Here is a 20,516-nt window from a genome sequence, read left to right on the forward strand (position 1 = left end):
GAGCGCGCGGCCTACACCGGGGCTGGTTCGGCGTGGGGACCTTCTACCGGTGTATCCCTGTACTGGGAGTCAGGGCGTGGACAGTGGCGTTGGTGGCGGTCACGAAGTGGAGGAGCGCCTGGGCCGACTTCAGAGCGTCCTCGGCGGCCTGTTCCATTGTTTTCGCGTAGTGAATCTCGCCGGTGAGGTCGAATGCGCGCTGCGCCAGCATCAGGATGCGCGGGTCGGTGTAGTACAACCGCACTCCGACGAGGGCCATATGGGCGGACGAGCGGACGCGGAAGGACGCCGAGTGCGCGTCGCGTGCGGCCTGAGTGCCTGGTGATTCGAGGCGCAGGCGGATGTAGGCGAGTTCGACGCGGCGGTAGTAGGGGAGTGCGTTGGCCAGGGCGTCACGGGCCGCCGCTTGTTCCTCTCGGTCCCTTTTCTCGCTGGCTCTTGTTTTGAAATAGGTGAACACGCAGGGGGGAACCGAGATGCTCATCGCGAGGCCGAGCAGAGTTAATAGGGCCTGCGTGGCACTCATGGGGTCAGTTTGCCAGACGGTGGCAGACTGGGCGCGGCAGCGCGGTCGAGCGAGGGGTGGGTGGGTGGTCGGTGGCTCCGGTGCCGTCCGGTTCGCGTGCGGCCGGGGAGAGGACCGCTGGGCATCTCCCCGGCCGGGTCCGGGAGTGGCGGCCGCCGTGGTTGCTCGATCTCGCGGAGGTGCTGTCGCCGCATCGGCGCGGGTCTCGCGATCCGGCGTTCCGGGTGGAGCGGGACGGGTCGTTCTGGCGGGCGTCCTACACGCCTGACGGGCCGGGGACGCTGCGGCTCCGGTGGGTCGGTGACGTCGTCGAGGCGACGGGGTGGGGGCCCGGGGCCGAGTGGCTGCTCGACGGGGTGCCCGAGTTGCTCGGGGCCGATGACGAGCCCGACGGGTTCGTCGCGCGGCATGACGTCGTGCGGGACCAGGTGCTGAGGCGGCCCGGTCTACGGATCGGACGGACGCGGCGGGTGTTCGAGGCGCTCGTCCCGGCCGTGATGGAGCAGAAGGTGCTCGGGCAGGAGGCGTGGCGGGCCTGGGGGTACCTGCTGCGGAAGTTCGGGGAGCCGGCGCCGGGGGCGCCGCACCTGCGGGTTCCGCCGCCGCCCGAGGTGTGGGTCCGGATTCCCTCGTGGGAGTGGCACCGGTCCGGGCTGGAGGCCGTCCGGGCCCGGACGATCATCGGGGCGGCGCGGGTGGCGCGGCGGCTGGAGGAGGAGCCGAGCGAGCGGCGGCTGCGGTCGCTGCCCGGCATCGGGGTCTGGACGGCCGCCGAGATCCGGCAGCGGGCGGCCGGAGATCCCGACGCCGTCTCCGTCGGCGACTACCACCTGCCCGGCCTGGTGGGCTGGGCGCTGGCGGGCCGCAAGGTCGACGACGCCGGGATGCTCGAACTGCTGGAGCCCTACGCCGGTCATCGGTACCGGGTCACCCGGCTGCTGGAATCGTCCGGGAAGCACCCGCCGAGGCGGGGCCCCCGTTTGGCCGTCCGGGACTATCGGTCCTTCTGACCGGGTCCACGTCCGTGCGGCGGCGGAGCCAGAAGTTGTTCGGGGTCCAGTCGAGGCCGTCCCTGCTGTCGGCGCCGAACAGGGGGCCGAGGACGGCGAGGGCGATGATGATGCCGAGCACGTACAGCATGGCTACTTCTTCCTGGGATCGCGGTGGAGGCGTTCCCGCGCGGGGCGATCGGTGGAGCCGGGGTCTCCGTCCCTTCCCGTCGCACCTACAGTTTGACTCCGTCCAACATTCAGGTCCAGCGACGGTTTCTGTAGGGATTGTGTAAGAATCGCTTCACTATGCTGGATCTCGGGCGGTTGCGGGTGCTCCGCGAGCTCAAGATGCGCGGGACGCTCGGGGCCGTCGCCGACGCGCTCGGCTACACCCCGTCAGCCGTGTCGCAGCAGCTCGCGCAGTTACAGCGGGACGTCGGCGTCCCGGTGGTCGAGCGGGCCGGGCGGCGGCTGCGGCTGACGGAGGCGGGCGAGGTGCTCGCCGAGCACGCCGAGGTGCTGCTCGCGCGGGCCAAGCGCGCCGAGGAGGACGCGCTCGCGGCGAGCGGGCGGGTGGCGGGCGTGGTGCGGCTCGTCGGGTTCCAGACCGCGCTGCTGCACGTCCTCGCGCCCGCCCTGCCCCGGCTGGCTGCGAAGTACCCCGACCTCGTGGTGGACGTCCTGGACGAGGAGTTCCACCGGGTCCTCCAGGCGCTGGTGCTCCAGGAGATCGACGTGGTCCTGACCGACGAGTACTCGCACCTCCCGCGCCCGCGCAGGCCGGAGCTGCGGTCCGAGGTGCTGATCACCGAGATGATGCGGGTCGCGCTACCCGAGGACCATCCGCTCGCGCGGGACGCCGGGGCGGTCCGGATGGCCGACCTCGCCGGGAGCCCGTGGGTGACCGGGCACGTCGGCACCAACCACGCCGACCTGCTCGAACGGACGTGCGTCGAGCTGGGCGGCTTCCGGCCCGAGGTGCGCTACCGGTCCAACGACCTGCTGATCATCTTCGCGATGGTCGCCCAGGGCGGCGCCGTGTGCCTGGTGCCCGACCTGGTGCTCGCCGAGCGGGAGGAGGGCATCGTCGTCCGGGACATCGCCGACGCCCCGGTCGACCGCCGCATGGTGCTGTGGACGCGTGTCGGCGCGGAGGTGCGGCCGTCGGTCGAGGCCGTCCTCCGGGAGCTGCGCCACTCCGCGGATCTGCTGGTCGAGCGGCGGCCCAGCTGCGTCCGCGGCGCTCCCTGATCAGGTCGTCCAGGACGACAGGGCCGCGTCGATCTCCGGGCGGGTGGGGACGCGGAGCGAGCCTCCGGCAGGCTCGCGGACGTCAGTGTGCCGTCGGGGTGCACGGAACCCCGCCTCCTGGAGGGTGTCGCGGCCGAGCGCGTCCCACGCTGAAGCGGGACGCCACGTCGCTCAGCGCGGGCGCGATCTCCGGCTGCGCGGCGACCGTGATCCGCACCTGCCCGGAACAGGACGCGGGCCCCGGGATCAGCCCGGACGCCCAAGCCCCGCCCGCGGCGCCCGACAGCAGCAGCGCCGCGGTCGCCCAGACGGCCGGACGCCGCCAGAACGGGCCCGCCTCGTCGTCCACCCGTCAGTCATACAGGACGGGAAACCGGCGTCAGAGACAGCCTTCCGAAATGGCCGATGCCGTCCGTGCGGCGAGCGGCCTCCAGACGTTCCGCGGGCACCTCGCCATAGAGCGTCGTGCGCTGCCTGGCCGGCCGACCCGCACGCCCTGCGATCGCCTCCAGCTCGCTGATGGGCTTGAAGGAACCGTTCTCCGACCCGGCCATGCGGCTGATGGTCTCTTCCATCAGCGTCCCGCCCAGGTCGTTCACGCCTCCTTGCAGGACGCGCGTACACAGCTCGTCTCCCAACTTCACCCAGGACGTCTGGATGTTGGAGATCGCGCCGTGCAACAGGATGCGCGCCAGGGCATGGACGGCGATGTTCTCCCGCACGGTCGGCCCGGGACGTGCCAGCCCGGCGAGGTAGATGGGCGAGTTGTGGTGGACGAACGGCAGCAGCACGAACTCGCTGAACCCGCCCGTCCGCTCCTGGATGGAGCGCAGCAGCTTGATGTGCGCGACCCAGTGCGCGGGCGTGTCCACATGCCCGTACATCATCGTGGACGTCGTCGGGATTCCGATCTCGTGCGCGGTGGTGACGACCTCCACCCACTGGTCGGCGGGCAGCTTGCCCTTGGTCAGCACCCACCGGACGTCGTCGTCCAGGATCTCGGCGGCCGTCCCGGGCAGCGAGTCGACGCCGGCCTCCTTCGCCGCCAGCAGCCACTCCCGGATCGACAGATCGGTCCGGGACGCGCCGTTCACGACCTCCATCGGGCTGTAGGAGTGCAGGTGGATGTCGGGGGCCCGCTTCTTCACCTCGCGGGCCAGGTCGAAGTAGGCCGTGCCGGGCAGATCGGGATGGATGCCGCCCTGCATGCAGATCTCGGTGGCGCCCGCCTCCCACGCCTCGTCCACCCGGTCCCCGACCTGCTCCAGGGACAGCGTGTAGGCGTCGGCGTCCGTGCGGCGCTGCGCGAACGCGCAGAACCGGCAGCCGGTGTAGCAGACGTTCGTGAAGTTGATGTTCCGGGTGACGACGTAGGTGACGTCGTCGCCGACCGTGTCCCGGCGCAGGCCGTCGGCCAGCGAGGCGAGCGCGTCCAGTTCGGGGCCGTCGGCGTGCAGCAGGGCCAGCGCCTCGTCGTCCGACAGCCCGCCCGGGTCCCGCTCGGCGCGCGCGAGAGCGGCCTTGACGTCGGCGTCGAAGCGCGACGGGGCGGCCATGCGGTCGCGCAGCGCGTCCCAGTCGCCGTAGACCTCGTCGAAGTCGTCCCGGCGGTCGCTCGTCCGCCCGGTCGTGTCGATCTCGGTGTGCAGATCGGTCCGCCCGGACGCCTCGAAACCGCCGTCCGGCTCCTGCCAGGGACGGCCCTCCAGGACGGCGTCCTCCCGCGCCAGCCCGGTCGCGGGATCGGCCAGGGCGGCGACGTGCCCGGTCAGCCGCGGGTCCAGCCAGGGCTCACCGCGCCGCACGTACTCGGGGTAGATCGTCAGCCGCTCGCGCAGCGCGAACCCCGCCTCGGCCGTCCGCTCCGCCAGCTCGTCGATCTGCGGCCAGGGACGTTCCGGGTTCACGTGGTCCGGCGTCAGCGGCGACACCCCGCCCCAGTCGTCGATCCCCGCCCGCAGCATCAGCGCGTACTGGTCGGCGACCAGGTTCGGCGGCGCCTGCACCCGCGCCTTCGGGCCGAGGACGAGCCGCGTCACCGCGATCGTGGCGGCCAGCTCGTCCAGCTCGGCGTCCGGCACGCCGCGCATCTTGGTGTCCGGCTTCGCGCGGAAGTTCTGCACGATCACCTCCTGGATCGCGCCGTACTCCCGCATCGTCCGCCGGATCTCGAAGATCGCGTCCGCGCGCTCCTCGACCGTCTCGCCGATGCCGATGAGGATGCCGGTCGTGAACGGCACGTTCGTGCGCCCCGCGTCCTCCAGGACCCGCAGCCGGACGGCCGGGTCCTTGTCCGGCGACCCGAAGTGCGGGCCGCCGCGCTCGCTGAACAGCCGCGTCGCCGTCGTCTCCAGCATCATGCCCATGGACGGCGCGACCGGCTTGAGCCGCTGGAAGTCGCGCCAGGTCAGCACGCCCGGGTTCAGGTGGGGGAGCAGCCCGGTCTCCTCCAGCACCCGGATCGCCATGGCGCGCACGTAGGAGAGCGTGTCGTCGTAGCCGTGCGCGTCCAGCCACTCGCGGGCCTGCTTCCACCGGTCCTCGGGCCGGTCCCCGAGCGTGAACAGCGCCTCCTTGCAGCCCATCTCCGCGCCCCGCTGCGCGATCTCCAGCACCTCGTCCGGGCTGAGGTAGGGCGAGTCCAGCTTGTGGGGGACGGTCGCGAACGTGCAGTATCCGCAGCGGTCCCGGCACAGCCGGGTCAGCGGGATGAACACCTTGCGGCTGTAGGTGATGACGCCGGGGCGGCCCGCGGCGTCCAGGCCGGCGTCCCGGGTGCGGGCCGCGTAGGCGAGCAGCTCGTCGAGCTGCCCCCCGCGCGCCCGCAGCAGTGTGGTGGCCTCGGATCGGTCCAGTGTCTTGCCGTCACGCGCGCGGGCCAGGGCCCGGCGAAGAGCGGAGCTCGTGGCGTCCATGCGGGCACTCTATGCCAATCGTCATAATTCGCACCCCGCCGGGTCCCACGAAAAGGACAGCCAAGGATCTTCAGGAACTATTCCCCGTCAGCGGACCTGGATGAACGTGTCCGGGCTCCGGGGCGGACGCTCGCGCGGCGGCGCGGCCGGGTGGCCGACGCCGACGGCGCCCATCGGGTCCCACTCGTCCGGCAGGTCGAGGACGTCGCGGACGACGTCACGGCAGAACATCGTGCTCGACACCCAGCACGAGCCGAGGCCTTCCACCGCCAGCTGGACCAGCAGGTTCTCCACGCCCGCGCCCGTCGCGACCACGAACATCTCCCGCTCGGCGCGGGACCGCCGCTCGTCCGGGTAGTCGTGCGACCCGTCCATGACCAGGCACGGGACGACCAGGTACGGCGCCCGGCGCAGCACCTCGCCGCGCCGCAGCCGCTTGGTGATCGACTCCTCGGAGAAGCCGTCCCGCCGCAGGTCGGCCTCCCAGGCGTCGCGCATCGCGTCCAGCAGCCGGGTCCGCGACTGCGCCGACTCCAGCAGGACGAACCGCCACGGCGTCGTGTGGTGCGGCGCGGGTGCGGTGATGGCGGCGGCCACCGCGCGGCGCACCGCCGCCGGGTCGACCGGGTCGGCGGTGAACTCCCGGATCGTCCGCCGGGCGTAGAGCACCTCCGACGGCCCGAACCGGAACATGTCCTCCTCGGGCGGGCGCACCAGCACCCGCGCCCCAGGCCCGTCCTCGCGCGTGACCAGCTCGGACAGCCCGCGCACCACCGCGATCGGCACCCCGTCGAGCTTGCCCTTCACCAGCTCGCCGGCCGCCGCGATCTCGTCGGCGACCGCCGTGATCGTCGCTTCCAGCCGGTTGCCGTAGGCGTCGTCGCGCCCGCGCAGGTCGCTGAGCGGCGCCAGGCCGGCGACGCCGATCGCCGCGTCCGTCAGCCCGTTGCGCCACGGCCGCCCGAGCGTGTCGGAGACGATCACGGCGACCTCGGCCCCGGTCCGCTCCCGCACGCCCGCGCGGATGCGCCGGGCGGAGGCGTCCGGGTCCTCGGGCAGCAGCAGCACCGTGCCGGGCCGGGTGTTGGACGCGTCCACACCCGCCGCGGCCAGGACGAGCCCCTGCCGCGTCTCCACGATCCGGGTCTCGCCGCGCGCGTGCGCCCGCCGGGCCACCACCCGCACGGTCTCGGCCTCGATGGCCTTCTCCCGGTCGTCGGCGACCAGCACCCGTCCCTCCGCCTTGCTGACGATCTTGGACGTGACGACCAGCACGTCGCCGTCCTCGACGGTCCCCGCCGGGATCAGCGCGGCGATGTCGTCGCCCTCGGCGACCTCCGGCATCCCCGGGACACCGAACACCCGCAGGTTCACAGCGCGTCCTCCGCCCGCTTCAGCTCCAGCGCCAGATCCAGCGCCGCCCGCGCGATCGCCGCGGTCTCCTCGGCGTCGCTCATCAGCAGCGGGCGGGACCGCACCTCGATCCCCTCCACCCGCACGTCCGCGTCGGCGTCGTCGACCAGCCACCCGTCCAGCAGCCCGAGACCGTAGTGCTCGGCGACCGCGCGCGCCGACGTCTCCACCCCGATCGCGGTCAGGCACGCGTCCGCCATCCCCCGCACCGGCGCCCCGCCGATGATCGGGGAGACGCCCACCACGGTCTTCGCCGCGACCGCCTCCCGGATGCCGGGCACCGCCAGGATCGTCCCGATGCTCACCACCGGGTTGGACGGCGGGAACAGCACCACGTCCGCCTCCTCGACGGCCGCGACCACCCCCGGCGCGGGCTCGGCGCCCTCCGCCCCGACCGCCGCGATCGACAGGGCCGGGACGGACGCCCGCAGCCGCACCCACCACTCCTGGAAGTGGACGGCCCGCCGTCCCTTCTCGTCCTCGATCACCACGTGCGTCTCGACCTGGTCGTCGGACATCGGGATCAACCGCACGCCGGGCTTCCACCGATCGCACAGCGCCTCGGTGACCGCCGACAGCTTGTAGCCGGCCGCCAGCATCTGCGTCCGGACGATGTGCGTCGCGAAGTCGCGGTCGCCCAGCCCGAACCAGGCGGGCCCGACCCCGTACGCGGCGAGCTCCTCCTTGAGGGTGAACGTCTCGTCCGCCCGCCCCCACCCCTGCTCCTCGTTGATGCCACCGCCGAGCGTGTACATCACGGTGTCGAGGTCGGGACACACCCGCAGACCGAACAGCGAGATGTCGTCCCCGGTATTCCCGATGACAGTGACCTCGGCCTCCGGAGCCGCCCCCCGCAACCCTCGAAGGAACCGAGCCCCGCCAATCCCCCCGGCCAACACCACGATCTTCATGAACAGAACCCTACTGACTCACGGAGGCGCATCTCCCGAGCAGCACAGGGGTCGCCGCTCCGGGCGACACTGTGCAAAGCTTTGCCGTGTAATCGGATTGCCTCGGTCTGGAGATTTCACCGTGAACAAGGATGCCGTCCAGCGCCTGCGCGAACCGGCCGCCTGGGTCCTGCTCGCCGCGGCAGGTGTGCAGTTGCTCGCGGGGATCATCTCGCTGCTGGGCGGCGGGGGCAGCTTCACCCTGCGCGCGCTCGGCCAGACCAACGACGGCGTGTTCCTCCAGGTGGGGATGGTCGGCCTTGTCGCGCTGGCGATCGCGCTGACGACGTGGGGGCCGACCCCGACGCCGCAGGCCCGGACGATCACCATGGGGGCGCTCGGCGTTCTCGGCGGGACCGCGCTGTTCGGGATCATCTCGTGGCTGGGCGGGATGCTCGCCGACTCCGACTACGCGGGGGCGGTCACCAAGCTGACCTCGTTCCTCCTCGGCGCCGCCGATCTCGCCGTCGTCGGCATCGCGGGATGGTTCGCCTTCACCGTGTTCCAGGGTTTGCAGCCGCCGCGTCCGCAGCCGCAGATGCAGCCGGGCTACCCCGACTTCGGTTACCAGCAGGGGCAGCCGGGCCAGCCGGGGCAGCAGTACGGGCAGGCCCAGCAGTACGGCCAGCAGCAGTACCAGCAGTACGGCCAGTACGGGCAGCAGCAGCCGGGCGGCGAGGGGCAGCAGGCCGCGCAGCCCGGGTACGACCAGCAGCAGTACGGGCAGCAGCAGTACGGCCAGCAGGACTACCAGCAGTACGGTGCCCAGGGCGGCTACCAGGCGGGCCAGCAGGGGTACGAGCAGCAGGGGTACGAGCAGCAGGGCTACGGCCAGCAGGGGTACGGGCAGCCGGAGTACGGCCGGCAGGGCCAGCCGCAGGAGGGGCAGCAGCCGGGCGAGCAGGAGGACATGGGCGAGTGGACCCGTGCCTACGGCGGCTCGGGCCAGGAGCAGGACCCGCAGGGGACGCAGCCCGCTCCGCCGCAGGGCGGCGAGCAGGAGGGCGGCGACTGGTACCGGGACAACCGGCCCCCGCCGCCGCAGTGAGCCCGGCACCGCCGCGGTGAGTCCCGCACCGTTACCTCCCGATTAACTGATCTTCATCGGAAGGTCAGCTCGCCCATCCCGGCATAAGCCGTTTTGTCGCCCGGGAATGCCTTCCGGCTTGACGGGGCGCCCGCTACACGCGTGTAATTTCGTCGGTGTAGTTTCAATGCCTTCCCGGGGGAAGGAACCGGAGGGAAGGCATTGACCAGGGGGTTCCACGGGCAGGGAGGTGCGCTGTGAGCGAGGTGGTCATCCCGCTGGCGCACGGCACAGACGGCGAAGAGTTGGGCTGGCAGGAGCGCGCCCTGTGCGCGCAGACGGACCCGGAGGCGTTTTTTCCGGAGAAGGGCGGCTCCACTCGCGAGGCCAAGAAGGTGTGCCGGGCATGCGAGGTGCGTACGGAGTGCCTTGAGTACGCGCTGCAGCACGACGAGCGGTTCGGCATCTGGGGAGGGCTTTCCGAGCGGGAACGCCGCAAGCTGAAGCGCCAGGCGGTCTGACCCGGCGGGCCGCGCCCCGGGATCTTGGGGATCCGGAGCGTGCCCCGCGCGGCCACGCGTACAGTAAGCAGCCGTGCCGGCCTCGGGCCGGCACGGCCGCTGTCATTCTCGTCCCCTGGAACCCGTCGTCTTACAGATCGAGCGACCCTTGGCCCCCACTCTCGATCGCGATGTCGTCACCGCCGTCCTCGTCGCGCATGACGGCGCCCGGTGGCTGCCGGAGACGCTGAAGGCGCTGCTGACGCAGTCGCGTCCGGCTCAGCGCCTCGTGACCGTGGACACCGGAAGCCGCGACCGCGGCCCCGCCGTCCTCAACGAGGTCGTCGGCGACCACGAGATCCTCACGCTGCCCCGCACCACCGGCTACGGCGAGGCCATCGCCGAGGCGCTCCGGCAGGGCGCCGCGTCCGCCCCCGTCCCCGACGACGAGCCGGGGAACCCGCGCACCGAGTGGATCTGGCTGCTGCACGACGACTGCGCGCCCGACCGGGACGCGCTCGACCGGCTGCTGCGGACCGCCGGCACCGACCCCAACGTGGCGGTGCTCGGCCCGAAGGTCCGCGACTGGGACGACCGCCGCGTGCTGCGCGAGCTCGGCGTCTCGGTGGACGCCGCGGGACGCCGCGACACGGGCATCGACCGGGGCGAGTTCGACCAGGGCCAGCACGACGGCGTCCGGGACGTCCTCGCGGTCGGCAGCGCCGGGATGCTGGTCCGCCGCGACGTGTGGGAGCGGCTCGGCGGCTTCGACGTCGAGTACGGCATCTTCCGCGACGACCTCGACTTCTGCTGGCGGGTCCACGCGGCCGGGTACCGGGTCGTGACGGCGTCCGACGCCGTCGTGTACCACGCGGAGGCGTCCCGGCGCGGGCTCCGCGAGATCGGCATGACGGCCGAGCACCCGTCCCGGCGCGACCGCCGGAACGCGATCCACACGCTGCTCGTCAACCAGCCGCTGCCCGCGATGCTGCGCGCCCTCGTCCGCAACGTGTGGGCGTCGCTCTTCCACGCCCTGTACCTGGTGATGACGAAGCGGCCGGGCGCGGCCCGCGAGGAGCTGCGGGCGCTCGCCGACGTGCTCCGCGCCCCGGGACAGGTGCGGCGGGCGCGGGCCGCGCGCGCGGAGGGCCGGACGCGCGTGCATCGCAGCATCCGCCGGTTCCAGCCGCGCTGGGTGGTGCTCCGCCGGATCAGCGAGACGTTCTCGGAGTACCTCGCCACCCACGAGCGGGACCGCGAGGAGGAGGACGACCTCACGGCGGACGAGCCGGGCCCGATCCGCCGGTTCCTCGCCCGTCCCGGCGTCATGCTGGTGCTGGCGCTCACCGCCGTCGCGGTCGCCGCCGAGCGCTCCCTGCTCACGGCCGCCGGGCGGCTCGGCGGCGGCGCGCTCGTCCCGGCGTGGGGCGGCGCGAGCGACCTGTGGGCGCAGTACCTGTCCGGCTGGCATCCGGTCGGGCTCGGCAGCGACGCCGGGAGCCCCCCGTACGTCGGGGTCCTCGCCGTGGTGTCCACCTTCCTGTTCGGCAAGCCGTGGCTGGCGGTGTCGATCCTGCTGCTCGGCAGCGTCCCGCTCGCCGGGCTCACCGCCTACCGCGCGTCCCGGCTGCTGGTGGTCGAGGCGCCGCGGACGGGACGGCGGGCCCGCGCGGCCGGCCGCCGCGTCCCGGTGTCGGCCGTCCGGGCCTGGTTCGCGGCCGTGTACGCGCTGCTGCCCGCGGCGACCGGCGCCATCGCGGGCGGGCGGCTCGGGACCGCGGTCGTCCTCGTCTTGCTGCCGCTGATCGCCGTGCACGCCGCCCGCGTCTACGGGTACCCCCGCTCGGAGGCGGCGGCGCTGGACGTGCGGACGCGCCGCAAGCGGGTGGGGCGGGCCGCGTGGACGGTCGCGCTGCTGCTCGCCGTCGCGATGGCGTTCGTCCCCCTCGTCTGGCTGATCGCCGCGCTGGCCGCCGGTGTGGTGTGGGCGGTGCTGGACCGGCCGGGACGGCAGGGACGCCGCCACCTCGCCGTCGCGCTCGGCGTCCCGCCGCTGCTGATGCTCCCGTGGACCGTCGGCCTGCTGCTGCACCCGTCCCGGTTCCTGACGGAGGCGGGCCTGCACCGCCCGTTCGAGCCCGCCACCGCGGCCGGCCTGCTCGTGCTCGACCCGGGCGGGCCGGGCACGCCCGCGCGGTGGGCGCTCGCCGGGCTGCTCGCGGCGGCCGTCCTCGCGCTGCCGCTGCGCAGCCGCCGGGGCCAGGTGCTCGCGGGCTGGCTGCTGGTGGTCTTCGGGCTGCTCCTCGCCGTGCTGACCAGCGCCGCCACCGTCACAAAGGGGGCGGACGCGGCGCCCGTGTGGCCCGGGGCGGCGCTGCTGTTCGCGGGCGCCGGGACGCTGCTCGCCGCGACCGCCGCCGTCCAGCGCGCCACGGAGGCCGCCGCGGGCAGCCACCTGATCTACAAGGCGGGCGGGGTCGCGGTGGTGCTGGTCGCGCTGACGGCGCCGCTGCTGTGCGCCGCGCTCTGGGTGATCGGCGGCGCGAGCGGTCCGCTCGGGAAGACCGACCCCGACACGGTCCCGCAGTTCGTGCACGGTCCCGGCGGGCCGAGGACGCTCGTGCTGCACCGGGAGCCGACGGGCCGGATCTCCTACACGATCCTCCGGGACGCGCGCCCCCGTCTGGGGGAGTCGGAGGTCGGCGACGGCGGGCGGGCCCACGACCGCCTGGACGACCTCGTCGCCGGCCTGGCCGCCGGGCGCGAGGGCGACGACGGGACGGCGCTGAGCCGGATGGGCGTCCAGTACCTCCTGGTGCCGTACCCCGCCCGGGACCCGCTCACCAAGGTCCTGGACGCCTCGCCCGAGCTGACCCGGCTCAGCCGCACCGGCACGTTCGCCGTCTGGCGGCTCCAGGCGCCGTCCGGCCGGCTGATGCTCGTGCAGGGATCGACGCTCACGCCCCTTCCGGCGGGACGGATCGACGCCCGCGTGCGGATCCCGGCGGGGACGGGCGCCCGTACCCTCCTCCTGGCCGAGCCGGCCGACGGCGGGTGGCGGGCCACGCTGGACGGCAAGGACCTCAAGGCACGCACGGTGGACGGCTGGGCGCAGGGATACGCGCTCCCCGCCGCGGGAGGCACGTTCGAGCTGACCCGCTCGATGACGATGCGGCACATCTGGGTCGTCGTCCAGGGCATCGCCGTCCTGCTCGTGGCCGTCCTCGCCCTGCCCGGCGCCCAGGCCGACACCTTGATGCTCACCGGTGAGCGGGAACGCGGCCGCCGCGGACGGCGAGGACGCCGCCGCGGGTACCGTCCCCGGATTCGTCACGAGGCGCCGCCCAAGGAGCCCGTGAAAGAGCCCAGCCCCGAGGAGGTGGCCTGATGGAGAAGGTCGTGCGGCTCCTCGGGATGCGCTACGCCACGGCCGCCCTGATGCTGGTCGCCGTCGCCGCCCTGTACGGGGCGGCGTCCTTCTCCCGTCCGGGTGAGGCGTCCGGGGAGGGCCGCGAGGCACCGGTCACGAACGCCGTGATGGTCTGCCCGGGGCACGAGGGCGGGCGGCTCGCCGTGCAGTCCCTCCCGCAGAAGAAGCGCGGCGGCCGCGTCGCCATGGCGCCGACCAAGGGCGGCTCGGAGCTGGCGTCCATGACCTCGCCCGGCCAGGGCTGGGACGAGGACACCGAGTCCGGGAAGGACTCCTTCACGCTCCGCGCCACCGGCGCCATCGCGGGCGGGCTGGAGGCCGAGCAGACCACCCACTGGGGCGGCGGCCCGGACCGGGGCCTCGCCGGCGCCCGCTGCGCCCGCCCCGGCACCGACCTGTGGTTCATGGGCCCGGGACCGGCCTCCGCCGACGAGCTCGACCTGTACCTGACCAATGTCGACTCCCAGCCCGCGTCGGTCGACCTCACCGCCCTCTCGGGCGAGGGGCCGCTCGACACCACCGAGGGCCGCGGCACGCCGGTCGAGCCGTACACCACGAAGATCGTCCGGATCGGCGGGTCGGCCGAGGGGCTCGGCGACATCGTGAAGACCGCCGCCGACCTCGCGCTGCGCGTGCACACCTCCAGCGGCCGGGTGGCCGCGTCGCTGCGCGCCCGGATCGGCGAGGGGAAGGGCATCGAGTGGGTGCCGCAGTCGCCCGCGCCCGCGACGTCCCTCCTGGTGCCCGGCGTGCCGGAGGGCTCCGGCAAGCGCCGCCTGCTGGTGGCGGTGCCCGGCGAGGCCGACGCCCGGATCACCGTGCGGGTGATCACCGCGGAGGGCTCGTTCGCCCCGCAGGGCCAGGACATCCTGGACGCGCCGGGCAGGAGCGTGACCGCGGTCGCCCTCGACGCCGCCCTGTCGGGCCGGACCGCGAGCGTCCGGCTCACCGCCGACCGCCCGATCCTCGCGGGCTTCGCCGCCGAGCGGGGCGCCGACGTCGCCTACGGCACCGCCACGCCGCCGCTGCGCTCGTCCGGGCCGGGCGTCGTCGCCGACAACCGGTTCGACGCGTCCGTCGTCCTGACGGCCCCGGCCGGAGCGGCGACCGTGCGGGTCGCCACGATGAACGCGCAGGGAGCCGGCGCCCCCCAGGAGGTCCAGGTCCCGGCCGGCCGGACGGTCGAGGCCGAGCTGGCCGCGCCCGGCGGAGCCGGCGGGGACACCGCCTTCGGCGCCGTGCTCACACCGCAGCCCGGATCGGGGCCCGTCCACGCCTCCCGCACGCTCGCCAAGGGCAAGGGCGACGGCTACCTGTTCACGGTGCTGCCGATCGTGCCCGCCCCCACGACGCTCCGCCTGCCGGGCACCGCCGACTCCCAGGGTGCCCTGATCCCGGATCAGTCGTCCGGGCCGTCGTAGCTCGGGTCGACGGACTCGGGGGACAGGCCGAGCAGGTCGGCGACCTCCTCGACCAGCAGGTCGCGGATCAGGTGGGTGAGCTCGGCCTCGCCGTTCGCGCGGGCCTCGACGGGACGCCGGAAGACGACGATCCGCACCGCCCGGTCGCGGGCGGACGGGGGCGGCGCCACGGTCTTGCCGAGCGGGACCGGGCCGTCGAACCACGGCTCGACGGTGGGAACCTCCTCGACCGTGAACTCCACCCGGGCCAGCTCCCGGCCCCAGCGCGCGCCGAGCCGCCGGACCTCGTCGTCCACGAGGTCGGCGAACCGTTCCGCCCGGGTTCGCGAGACCGGCGCCTGCGGGGGTGTCAGAGGACCGCGGAGGCCACGACCGTGCCGGTCGCGGCGCCGCACGCCTGCCACACGGGATCGCACGCCTCAAGAGTACCTCCGCCGGTGCGGCGGCCCCCGCAGCAGGCTGGTCCGCGATACCTCGCACAACGGCTCATTTATGTCCCTCTGTTGTGAAAAGAGTGGTTACAGTGGCGAGGAAATGGCTCCCAGGCCCGTGCGGCCGCTGGTGCATGAAGGGCCGGTTTCCGTGAATCCCCTGTTCCGGCATGCGCGCCGGAGCCGCGACCAGGTCACCGTCGCCGCGGCCATGGCCCTCGCCGTGGGGCTCCTGCTCGGGGGCGGCGGCTGGGCCCTCGCGATGCGCGACACCGGCTGCGACGGGACGCGCCAATGGCTGTCGGTCACCGCCGACCCCGCGGTCGCGCCGGTCGCCCTGTCCGCCGCCGACCGGTTCAACGCCGACCGGCGCAGCGCGGGGGAGTGCGCGTCGGTGCGGGTCGTCGCCGGAGACTCGGGCGAGACCGCGGGCGTCTTCCGCGCGGCCCGCGGCACCCCGGACGTCTGGATCCCCGACTCGTCCCTCTGGCCGGACCTGGTGGGACGGACGGCCGCCGGAAAGGCGCCGTCGGTCGCGTCGTCCCCGATCGTGTTCGCGGTGTCCACGGCCACGGCGAGCCGGTACCGGACGGAGCTGGAGCGTCAGTCCTGGAACGCCTTCCAGGAACGCCGGAACGCGCCGGGCTTCCAGCTCAGGCTGCCCGACCCCGTGCGCACCGGTTCGGGCATGGCGTCGCTGCTCGCCATCCAGGCGTCCGCCGGGAGCGGCAAGGGGGCCCTCGACCGGTTCACCGCCGTGCTGCGCACCGCCACGACCCTCCCGAACGGGCAAGGCGCGGAAAGCGTGTTCAGCGGCCAGAGCGAGGCCGCGTCGACTGTCGCCGTCGTCCCGGAGCAGGTCGTCCTCCAGCACGACAAGGGCGGCGCGGAGCAGATCACCGCCGTCTACCCCCGCGCGGGTACGCCCTATCTCGACTTCCCGTACGTCGTCGCCACGACCGACGCCAAGCGGAAACGCGTCGCGGACGGCTTCCTGGCGGAGCTGCGGTCGGCCCGCACCGCCGGTGACCTCAAGCGCGCCGGGCTGCGCGGCCCCGGCCGGCGGACGCCGCGCCCGCTGCCGGTGGTCCGCCCTGGTGCGGCAGCCGGCATCCAGGAAACATGGCGCAAGCTCGGGCAGGGCCTGAACGCCATCGCGCTCATCGACCCCTCGCACGGCGGCACCCCGATGCCCGGCACGTCCGGGACGCGCCTCGACGCGATGCTGAAGGCCCTCTCCACGGGCTTCACGCTCGTCCCGGACGACGCGTCCTTCGGTCTCTGGACGCTCACCGGCGTCCCCGGCCGTCCCTACCGGCAGATCAACGCGATGGGCGAGCTGGGCGCCCGCACCCGGAACGGCGGCAACCAGCGCCTCAATCTCCAGGAGGCGCTCAAGCACATCGAGCCGAGGCAGGGCGAGACCGCCGGGCTGTTCGCCGCGATCCGCGCCGCCTACGGCGAGGTCGAACGCAACTACGAGAAGGACAGGCTCAACGTGGTCCTCGTCCTCACCGCGGGAGGGCCGCGCGGCACCGAGCGAACACAGATCGCCCGAACGGTGGAGAAGTTGAAGGGGGCCTTCGAGGCGCGGCGCCCGGTGAGCGTCATCGTTCTCGGGTTCGGCGCCGAGGCGGCCCCCGCGCTGCGGAAGGTCGCGGCCGTCACCGACGGCGGCGCCTACAAGATCGACAACCCGGGGACGGTGATGCGGCTCTTCCTGCGCTCCGACCAGCTCCGCGTCTGCGACGCGCCCCGGTGTCCGGACTAGCCGGGAGCGGGCCGGCGACGACCCGGCTCGCCGTCACGTTCCGGCTGCTCCTCCTGCTGCGCGGGCTGCTGCTCGCCATGGCCGTCGTCCTGCACGGGGGCGGGCTCACCCGGAACCTCGCGGTCGCGGTCGCGCTGCTCGGCGCCGAGACCGCCGTCGCGCTCGCCGCGTGGCGGCCCGTGCTGCGGCTCGTCCGGCGGCTGCCCCTGGCCTGCTGCCTGGACGCCGTGCTCGTCTTCGCCGTCCTCGTGCAGGGCGGCGTCTTCGGGCCGTTCTTCCTGTTCACGGTGATGACGGCCGCGATGGCCGGCGTCCTGTACGCGTGGGGGCCGGTGCTGCTGGTGTGCACCGCGCAGGTCGCGCTGTGCTTCGCCGCCATGGGCACCGCGCCGCCCGCCGAACGGCACGATCCCGGCCTCCTCATCGCCCTGCCCGTCTTCTACCCGCTCGCCGCCTGCGCCGGCGTCGCCCTGCGGATCCTGTTCGACCAGTACGCCGAGGCGGAGGAGGCGCGCCGCCGCGGGGAGGCCGCCCTCGCCGCGGCCGAGGAGCGCACCCGGCTGGCCCGCGAGATGCACGACTCGCTCGCCAAGACCCTGCAGGGCATCACGATGTCGGCGGCGGCGCTGCCCGCCTGGATCCGCACGTCCCCCGACCGGGCCGAACGCGACGCCCGCGCCATCCTGTCCGCGCTGCACGTGGCCGCCCGGGAGGCCCGCGGGCTGATCGCCGACCTGCGGGAGGAGGCCTACGGGCTGCCGCTGCCCGCCGCGGTCGCCCACATGGCCGAGCAGTGGAGCGAGACCGCCGGGGTCCCCGTCGACATCTCCTCCGGAGAATCACCCGGCGATGACATTCCGGTGGCCGTCCGTTACGAGATCGTCTCGGTTCTGAAGGAGGCGCTGACCAACGTGGAACGCCATGCGCGGGCCGGCCGCGTGGACGTCCGGCTGACCCGGTCGGCGGACGGGCTGGAGCTGTCCGTCCGCGACGACGGCGCCGGGTTCGTCCCGCCGGAGGGCGGGCGGTTCGACCTGCTCGCCCGCGACGGCCACTACGGCGTCGTCGGCATGGCCGAACGCGCCCGGCGCGCCGGCGGGCACCTGTGCCTGCGCTCGGCCCCCGGGCGCGGCACCACCGTCACCGTCACCGTGACCGTCCCGTACGCGTCGCGGCCCGCCGCGGACGCCTCCGGAGCGGTGGAGCACGCCCCGTGAGCGGCCCTGTGAACGGCCCTGTGAGCGGCGGGGTGCGCGTCCTCGTGGTGGACGACAACCCGGTCGTCCGCGCCGGCCTGGTGAGCCTCCTGGAGGGCGGCGGGGTGGTCGTAGCCGGCGAGGCCGTCGACGGGACCCACGCCCTGGAGCAGGCGAGGCTGCTGCGCCCCGATCTCGTCCTGCTGGACGTGCGGATGCCCGGCGTGGACGGCGTCGCCGCCGCCGGGCCGCTCAGCGCCGTCGCGAAGGTCCTGATGCTGTCCTACGACACCGACGCGGACGTGATCGGCCGGGCCATCCGCAACGGCGCGTCCGGCTACCTGGTGCACGGGGCGTTCACCGTGGACGAGCTGGTCGCCGCCGTCCGCGACACCGTGGCCGAGCGCGCCAGCCCGCTGTCGCCGCACGCGAGCCGCGCCGTCGTCGAGGCGCTGCGGGCCGAGCCCGTCCCCGCGCCGCCCGTCCGCGACGATCCCGGCCTGTCCCCGCGCGAGGCCCAGGTGATGGACCTCATCGCCCAGGGACGGTCCAACGGGGAGATCGCGCAGGCCCTCGTGGTGTCGGAGTACACGGTGAAGAACCACGTCAACCGCATCTTCGCGAAGCTCCAGGTGCGCACCCGGGGCGCGGCCATCGCCCGCTGGCTGGGCACCGCACGGTAGGGGTTCGGGACCATACGGAATGTAGTTGTTACCCCGGAAATCGACCGGTAACGGCGACACGTGCGCCGGGGTGGTGGCGGAGCCGGGTGGGGGGAGGTACGGTCAGCCATCGTGAGCCCCGTCCGCACCTGCTCCCGCACCGCCTGCAAGGCGCCCGCAGTGTTCACGCTCACGTACGTCTACCGCGACTCCACCGCGGTCCTGGGGCCGCTCGCCACGTACGCCGAGCCGCACTGCTACGACCTGTGCGCGGAGCACTCCGAGCGGCTCACCGCCCCGATGGGGTGGGAACTGGTGCGGCTCCCCGTCGAGGAGGAGTCCGAGCCCAGCGCCGACGACCTGGAGGCGCTCGCCGACGCCGTCCGCGAGGCCGCCAGGCCCGCCCCCGGGTCCGGTCAGGAGCCGGTCGGCCAGGGCACCGAGGTCGGCCGCCGCGGGCACCTGCGGGTGCTGCGCTCCGAACCCGCGGGAACCCAGCCCGGCCAGGAGTAAGGCCCCGCCCCGCTCCGGCCCGCCGACCCCGCGCCCTGACCCCGCCACCCGACCCCGCCACCTGACACGGCGTCGAGGCCGGTGGCGCCCGCCCTTCCCGGTAGGCTCGTGAACCCGTCGTTTTCCGCAGGGGTCTTTCGGACAGGGAGCAGGAGTGGGCGACCTCGCCACGATCTTCAAGGCGTACGACATCCGCGGCGTCGTGCCGGACGAGCTCGACCCCGCGGTCGCCGAGGCGGCCGGCGCGGCGTTCGTCCGGGTCACCGGGGCGGACGCGGTCGTCACCGCGCACGACATGCGCGCGTCGTCCGGCCCGCTGGCGGCGGCGTTCGCGCGCGGCGCGACGTCCCAGGGCGCGGACGTGATCGAGGCCGGGCTCGGGTCCACCGACCTGCTCTACTACGCCAGCGGCAGCCTCGGCCTCCCCGGCGCGATGTTCACCGCCAGCCACAACCCCGCCCGGTACAACGGGCTCAAGCTCTGCCGGTCCGGCGCCCGGCCGGTCGGCCGCGACACCGGGCTCACCGAGATCCGCGAGATGATCGAGAACGGCGTCCCCGCCTACGACGGGGAGCCCGGCACCGTGTCGCAGCGGGACGTCCTCAAGGGCTACGCCGAGCACCTGAAGACCCTGGTCGACCTGTCGACGATCCGCCGGCTCAAGGTCGTCGTCGACGCGGGCAACGGCATGGGCGGGCACACCGTCCCCTCGGTCTTCGAGGGCCTGCCGATCGACCTGGTGCCGCTCTACTTCGAGCTGGACGGCACCTTCCCCAACCACGAGGCCAACCCGATCGAGCCGGAGAACCTGCGCGACCTGCAGGCCAAGGTCCGCGAGACCGGCGCCGACATCGGCCTGGCCTTCGACGGCGACGCCGACCGCTGCTTCGTCGTGGACGAGCGCGGCGAGATCGTCGCCCCGTCCGCGATCACCGCGCTGGTCGCGACGCGGGAGCTGGCCAAGCACCCCGGCTCCCCGATCGTGCACAACCTGATCACGTCCAAGGCCGTCCCGGAGATCGTCGCCGAGCACGGCGGCACCCCGGTCCGGACGCGGGTCGGGCACTCCTTCATCAAGCAGACGATGGCGGAGACGGGCGCGGTCTTCGGCGGCGAGCACTCCGCGCACTTCTACTTCCGCGACTTCTGGTTCGCCGACTCCGGCATGCTGGCGGCCCTGCACGTCCTCGCCGCCCTCGGGGAGCAGGACGGCCCGCTGTCGGAGCTGCTCGGCGAGTACACCCGCTACGTCGCGTCCGGCGAGATCAACAGCGAGGTCGCCGACCAGGGCGCCGCCACCGCCGCGGTGCGCGACGCCTTCGCCGGGCGGCCCGGCGCCGCGATCGACGAGCTGGACGGGCTGACCGTGAGCGACGAGGCCGCCGGCTGGTGGTTCAACCTGCGGCCGTCCAACACCGAACCGCTGCTGCGCCTCAACGCGGAGGCCGGCGACGAGCGCACGATGGCGGCGATCCGCGACGAGGTCCTGGCCCTGGTCAGGGCGAACTGACCCGGTCA

Annotated in this window: 17 protein-coding genes; 11 read left to right on the top strand and 6 right to left on the bottom strand. The window is 73.9% G+C overall.

The features are described from left to right. Window positions 1-43: 43 nt before the first annotated feature. Window positions 44-526 carry a hypothetical protein gene (locus tag BM339_RS10430; RefSeq protein ID WP_021594349.1) on the bottom strand — a complete coding sequence of 161 codons (483 nt, stop codon included), beginning with the start codon at window positions 524-526 and terminating at the stop codon, window positions 44-46. 161 nt (window positions 527-687) lie between these two features. On the opposite strand from BM339_RS10430, the gene BM339_RS10435 reads away from it, so the two are divergent. Both BM339_RS10435 and BM339_RS10440 read left to right on the top strand, forming a co-directional pair. Continuing rightward, entirely contained in the window at window positions 688-1,536 is an 849-nt protein-coding gene (locus BM339_RS10435) for a DNA-3-methyladenine glycosylase family protein (protein WP_021594348.1), read from the top strand. Between the two features lie 288 nt (window positions 1,537-1,824). After that, on the top strand, window positions 1,825-2,769 hold the full coding sequence (locus BM339_RS10440; RefSeq protein WP_075020712.1) for a LysR family transcriptional regulator: 945 nt from the start codon (window positions 1,825-1,827) through the stop codon (window positions 2,767-2,769). Window positions 2,770-2,851: 82 nt separating this feature from the next. Here BM339_RS10440 and BM339_RS10445 read toward each other — a convergent pair whose 3' ends face one another. The 4 genes from BM339_RS10445 to cofD form a co-directional block, all read right to left on the bottom strand. Further along, the gene (locus BM339_RS10445; protein WP_075020713.1) at window positions 2,852-3,118 is read right to left on the bottom strand and encodes a hypothetical protein; all 267 of its coding nucleotides are present in this window, start codon (window positions 3,116-3,118) and stop codon (window positions 2,852-2,854) included. A gap of 7 nt (window positions 3,119-3,125) precedes the next feature. After that, window positions 3,126-5,684 (bottom strand): bifunctional FO biosynthesis protein CofGH, encoded by a 2,559-nt coding sequence (locus BM339_RS10450; protein ID WP_075020714.1) that lies wholly within the window; start codon window positions 5,682-5,684, stop codon window positions 3,126-3,128. Between the two features lie 87 nt (window positions 5,685-5,771). Beyond that, a complete protein-coding gene (locus BM339_RS10455) occupies window positions 5,772-7,058 on the bottom strand; it encodes a coenzyme F420-0:L-glutamate ligase (protein WP_021594345.1) in 1,287 nt (428 codons plus the stop codon). Then, window positions 7,055-8,008 (bottom strand): 2-phospho-L-lactate transferase, encoded by a 954-nt coding sequence (cofD, locus tag BM339_RS10460; RefSeq protein ID WP_075020715.1) that lies wholly within the window; start codon window positions 8,006-8,008, stop codon window positions 7,055-7,057. The genes BM339_RS10455 and cofD overlap by 4 nt, the downstream gene beginning before the upstream one ends. Before the next feature lie 121 nt (window positions 8,009-8,129). Between cofD and BM339_RS49725 the strand changes: the two genes are divergently transcribed. The 4 genes from BM339_RS49725 (at window position 8,130) to BM339_RS10480 (ending at window position 14,425) form a co-directional block, all read left to right on the top strand. Beyond that, a complete protein-coding gene (locus BM339_RS49725; RefSeq protein WP_075020716.1) occupies window positions 8,130-9,095 on the top strand; it encodes a hypothetical protein in 966 nt (321 codons plus the stop codon). Window positions 9,096-9,331: 236 nt separating this feature from the next. Beyond that, on the top strand, window positions 9,332-9,595 hold the full coding sequence (locus BM339_RS10470; RefSeq protein WP_021594342.1) for a WhiB family transcriptional regulator: 264 nt from the start codon (window positions 9,332-9,334) through the stop codon (window positions 9,593-9,595). Window positions 9,596-9,743: 148 nt separating this feature from the next. Further along, window positions 9,744-12,962 carry a glycosyltransferase family 2 protein gene (locus BM339_RS10475; protein ID WP_143118349.1) on the top strand — a complete coding sequence of 1,073 codons (3,219 nt, stop codon included), beginning with the start codon at window positions 9,744-9,746 and terminating at the stop codon, window positions 12,960-12,962. Next, window positions 12,962-14,425, top strand: coding sequence for a DUF5719 family protein (locus tag BM339_RS10480; RefSeq protein ID WP_075020717.1), 1,464 nt, complete (start codon window positions 12,962-12,964; stop codon window positions 14,423-14,425). Before BM339_RS10475 ends, BM339_RS10480 begins: the two co-directional genes overlap by 1 nt. Here the strand turns inward: BM339_RS10480 and BM339_RS10485 are convergent. Beyond that, on the bottom strand, window positions 14,404-14,841 hold the full coding sequence (locus tag BM339_RS10485; RefSeq protein WP_256255289.1) for a metallopeptidase family protein: 438 nt from the start codon (window positions 14,839-14,841) through the stop codon (window positions 14,404-14,406). The genes BM339_RS10480 and BM339_RS10485 overlap by 22 nt on opposite strands. 166 nt (window positions 14,842-15,007) lie before the next feature. Here BM339_RS10485 and BM339_RS10490 point away from each other — a divergent pair, with 166 nt between their 5' ends. From BM339_RS10490 to BM339_RS10510, 5 genes are all read left to right on the top strand, one after another. After that, entirely contained in the window at window positions 15,008-16,627 is a 1,620-nt protein-coding gene (locus BM339_RS10490; protein ID WP_177287665.1) for a substrate-binding and VWA domain-containing protein, read from the top strand. After that, window positions 16,615-17,844: a sensor histidine kinase gene (locus tag BM339_RS47505; protein WP_075020720.1), complete on the top strand. Its 1,230-nt coding sequence runs from the start codon at window positions 16,615-16,617 to the stop codon at window positions 17,842-17,844. Before BM339_RS10490 ends, BM339_RS47505 begins: the two co-directional genes overlap by 13 nt. Further along, a complete protein-coding gene (locus tag BM339_RS10500; RefSeq protein WP_075020721.1) occupies window positions 17,841-18,506 on the top strand; it encodes a response regulator in 666 nt (221 codons plus the stop codon). Before BM339_RS47505 ends, BM339_RS10500 begins: the two co-directional genes overlap by 4 nt. A gap of 111 nt (window positions 18,507-18,617) precedes the next feature. Further along, window positions 18,618-18,998, top strand: coding sequence for a DUF3499 domain-containing protein (locus BM339_RS10505; RefSeq protein ID WP_021595992.1), 381 nt, complete (start codon window positions 18,618-18,620; stop codon window positions 18,996-18,998). Between the two features lie 154 nt (window positions 18,999-19,152). Next, window positions 19,153-20,508, top strand: coding sequence for a phosphomannomutase/phosphoglucomutase (locus BM339_RS10510; protein ID WP_075020722.1), 1,356 nt, complete (start codon window positions 19,153-19,155; stop codon window positions 20,506-20,508). Window positions 20,509-20,516 lie beyond the last annotated feature (8 nt).

The organism is Actinomadura madurae (assembly GCF_900115095.1).
Classification (GTDB): domain Bacteria; phylum Actinomycetota; class Actinomycetes; order Streptosporangiales; family Streptosporangiaceae; genus Spirillospora; species Spirillospora madurae.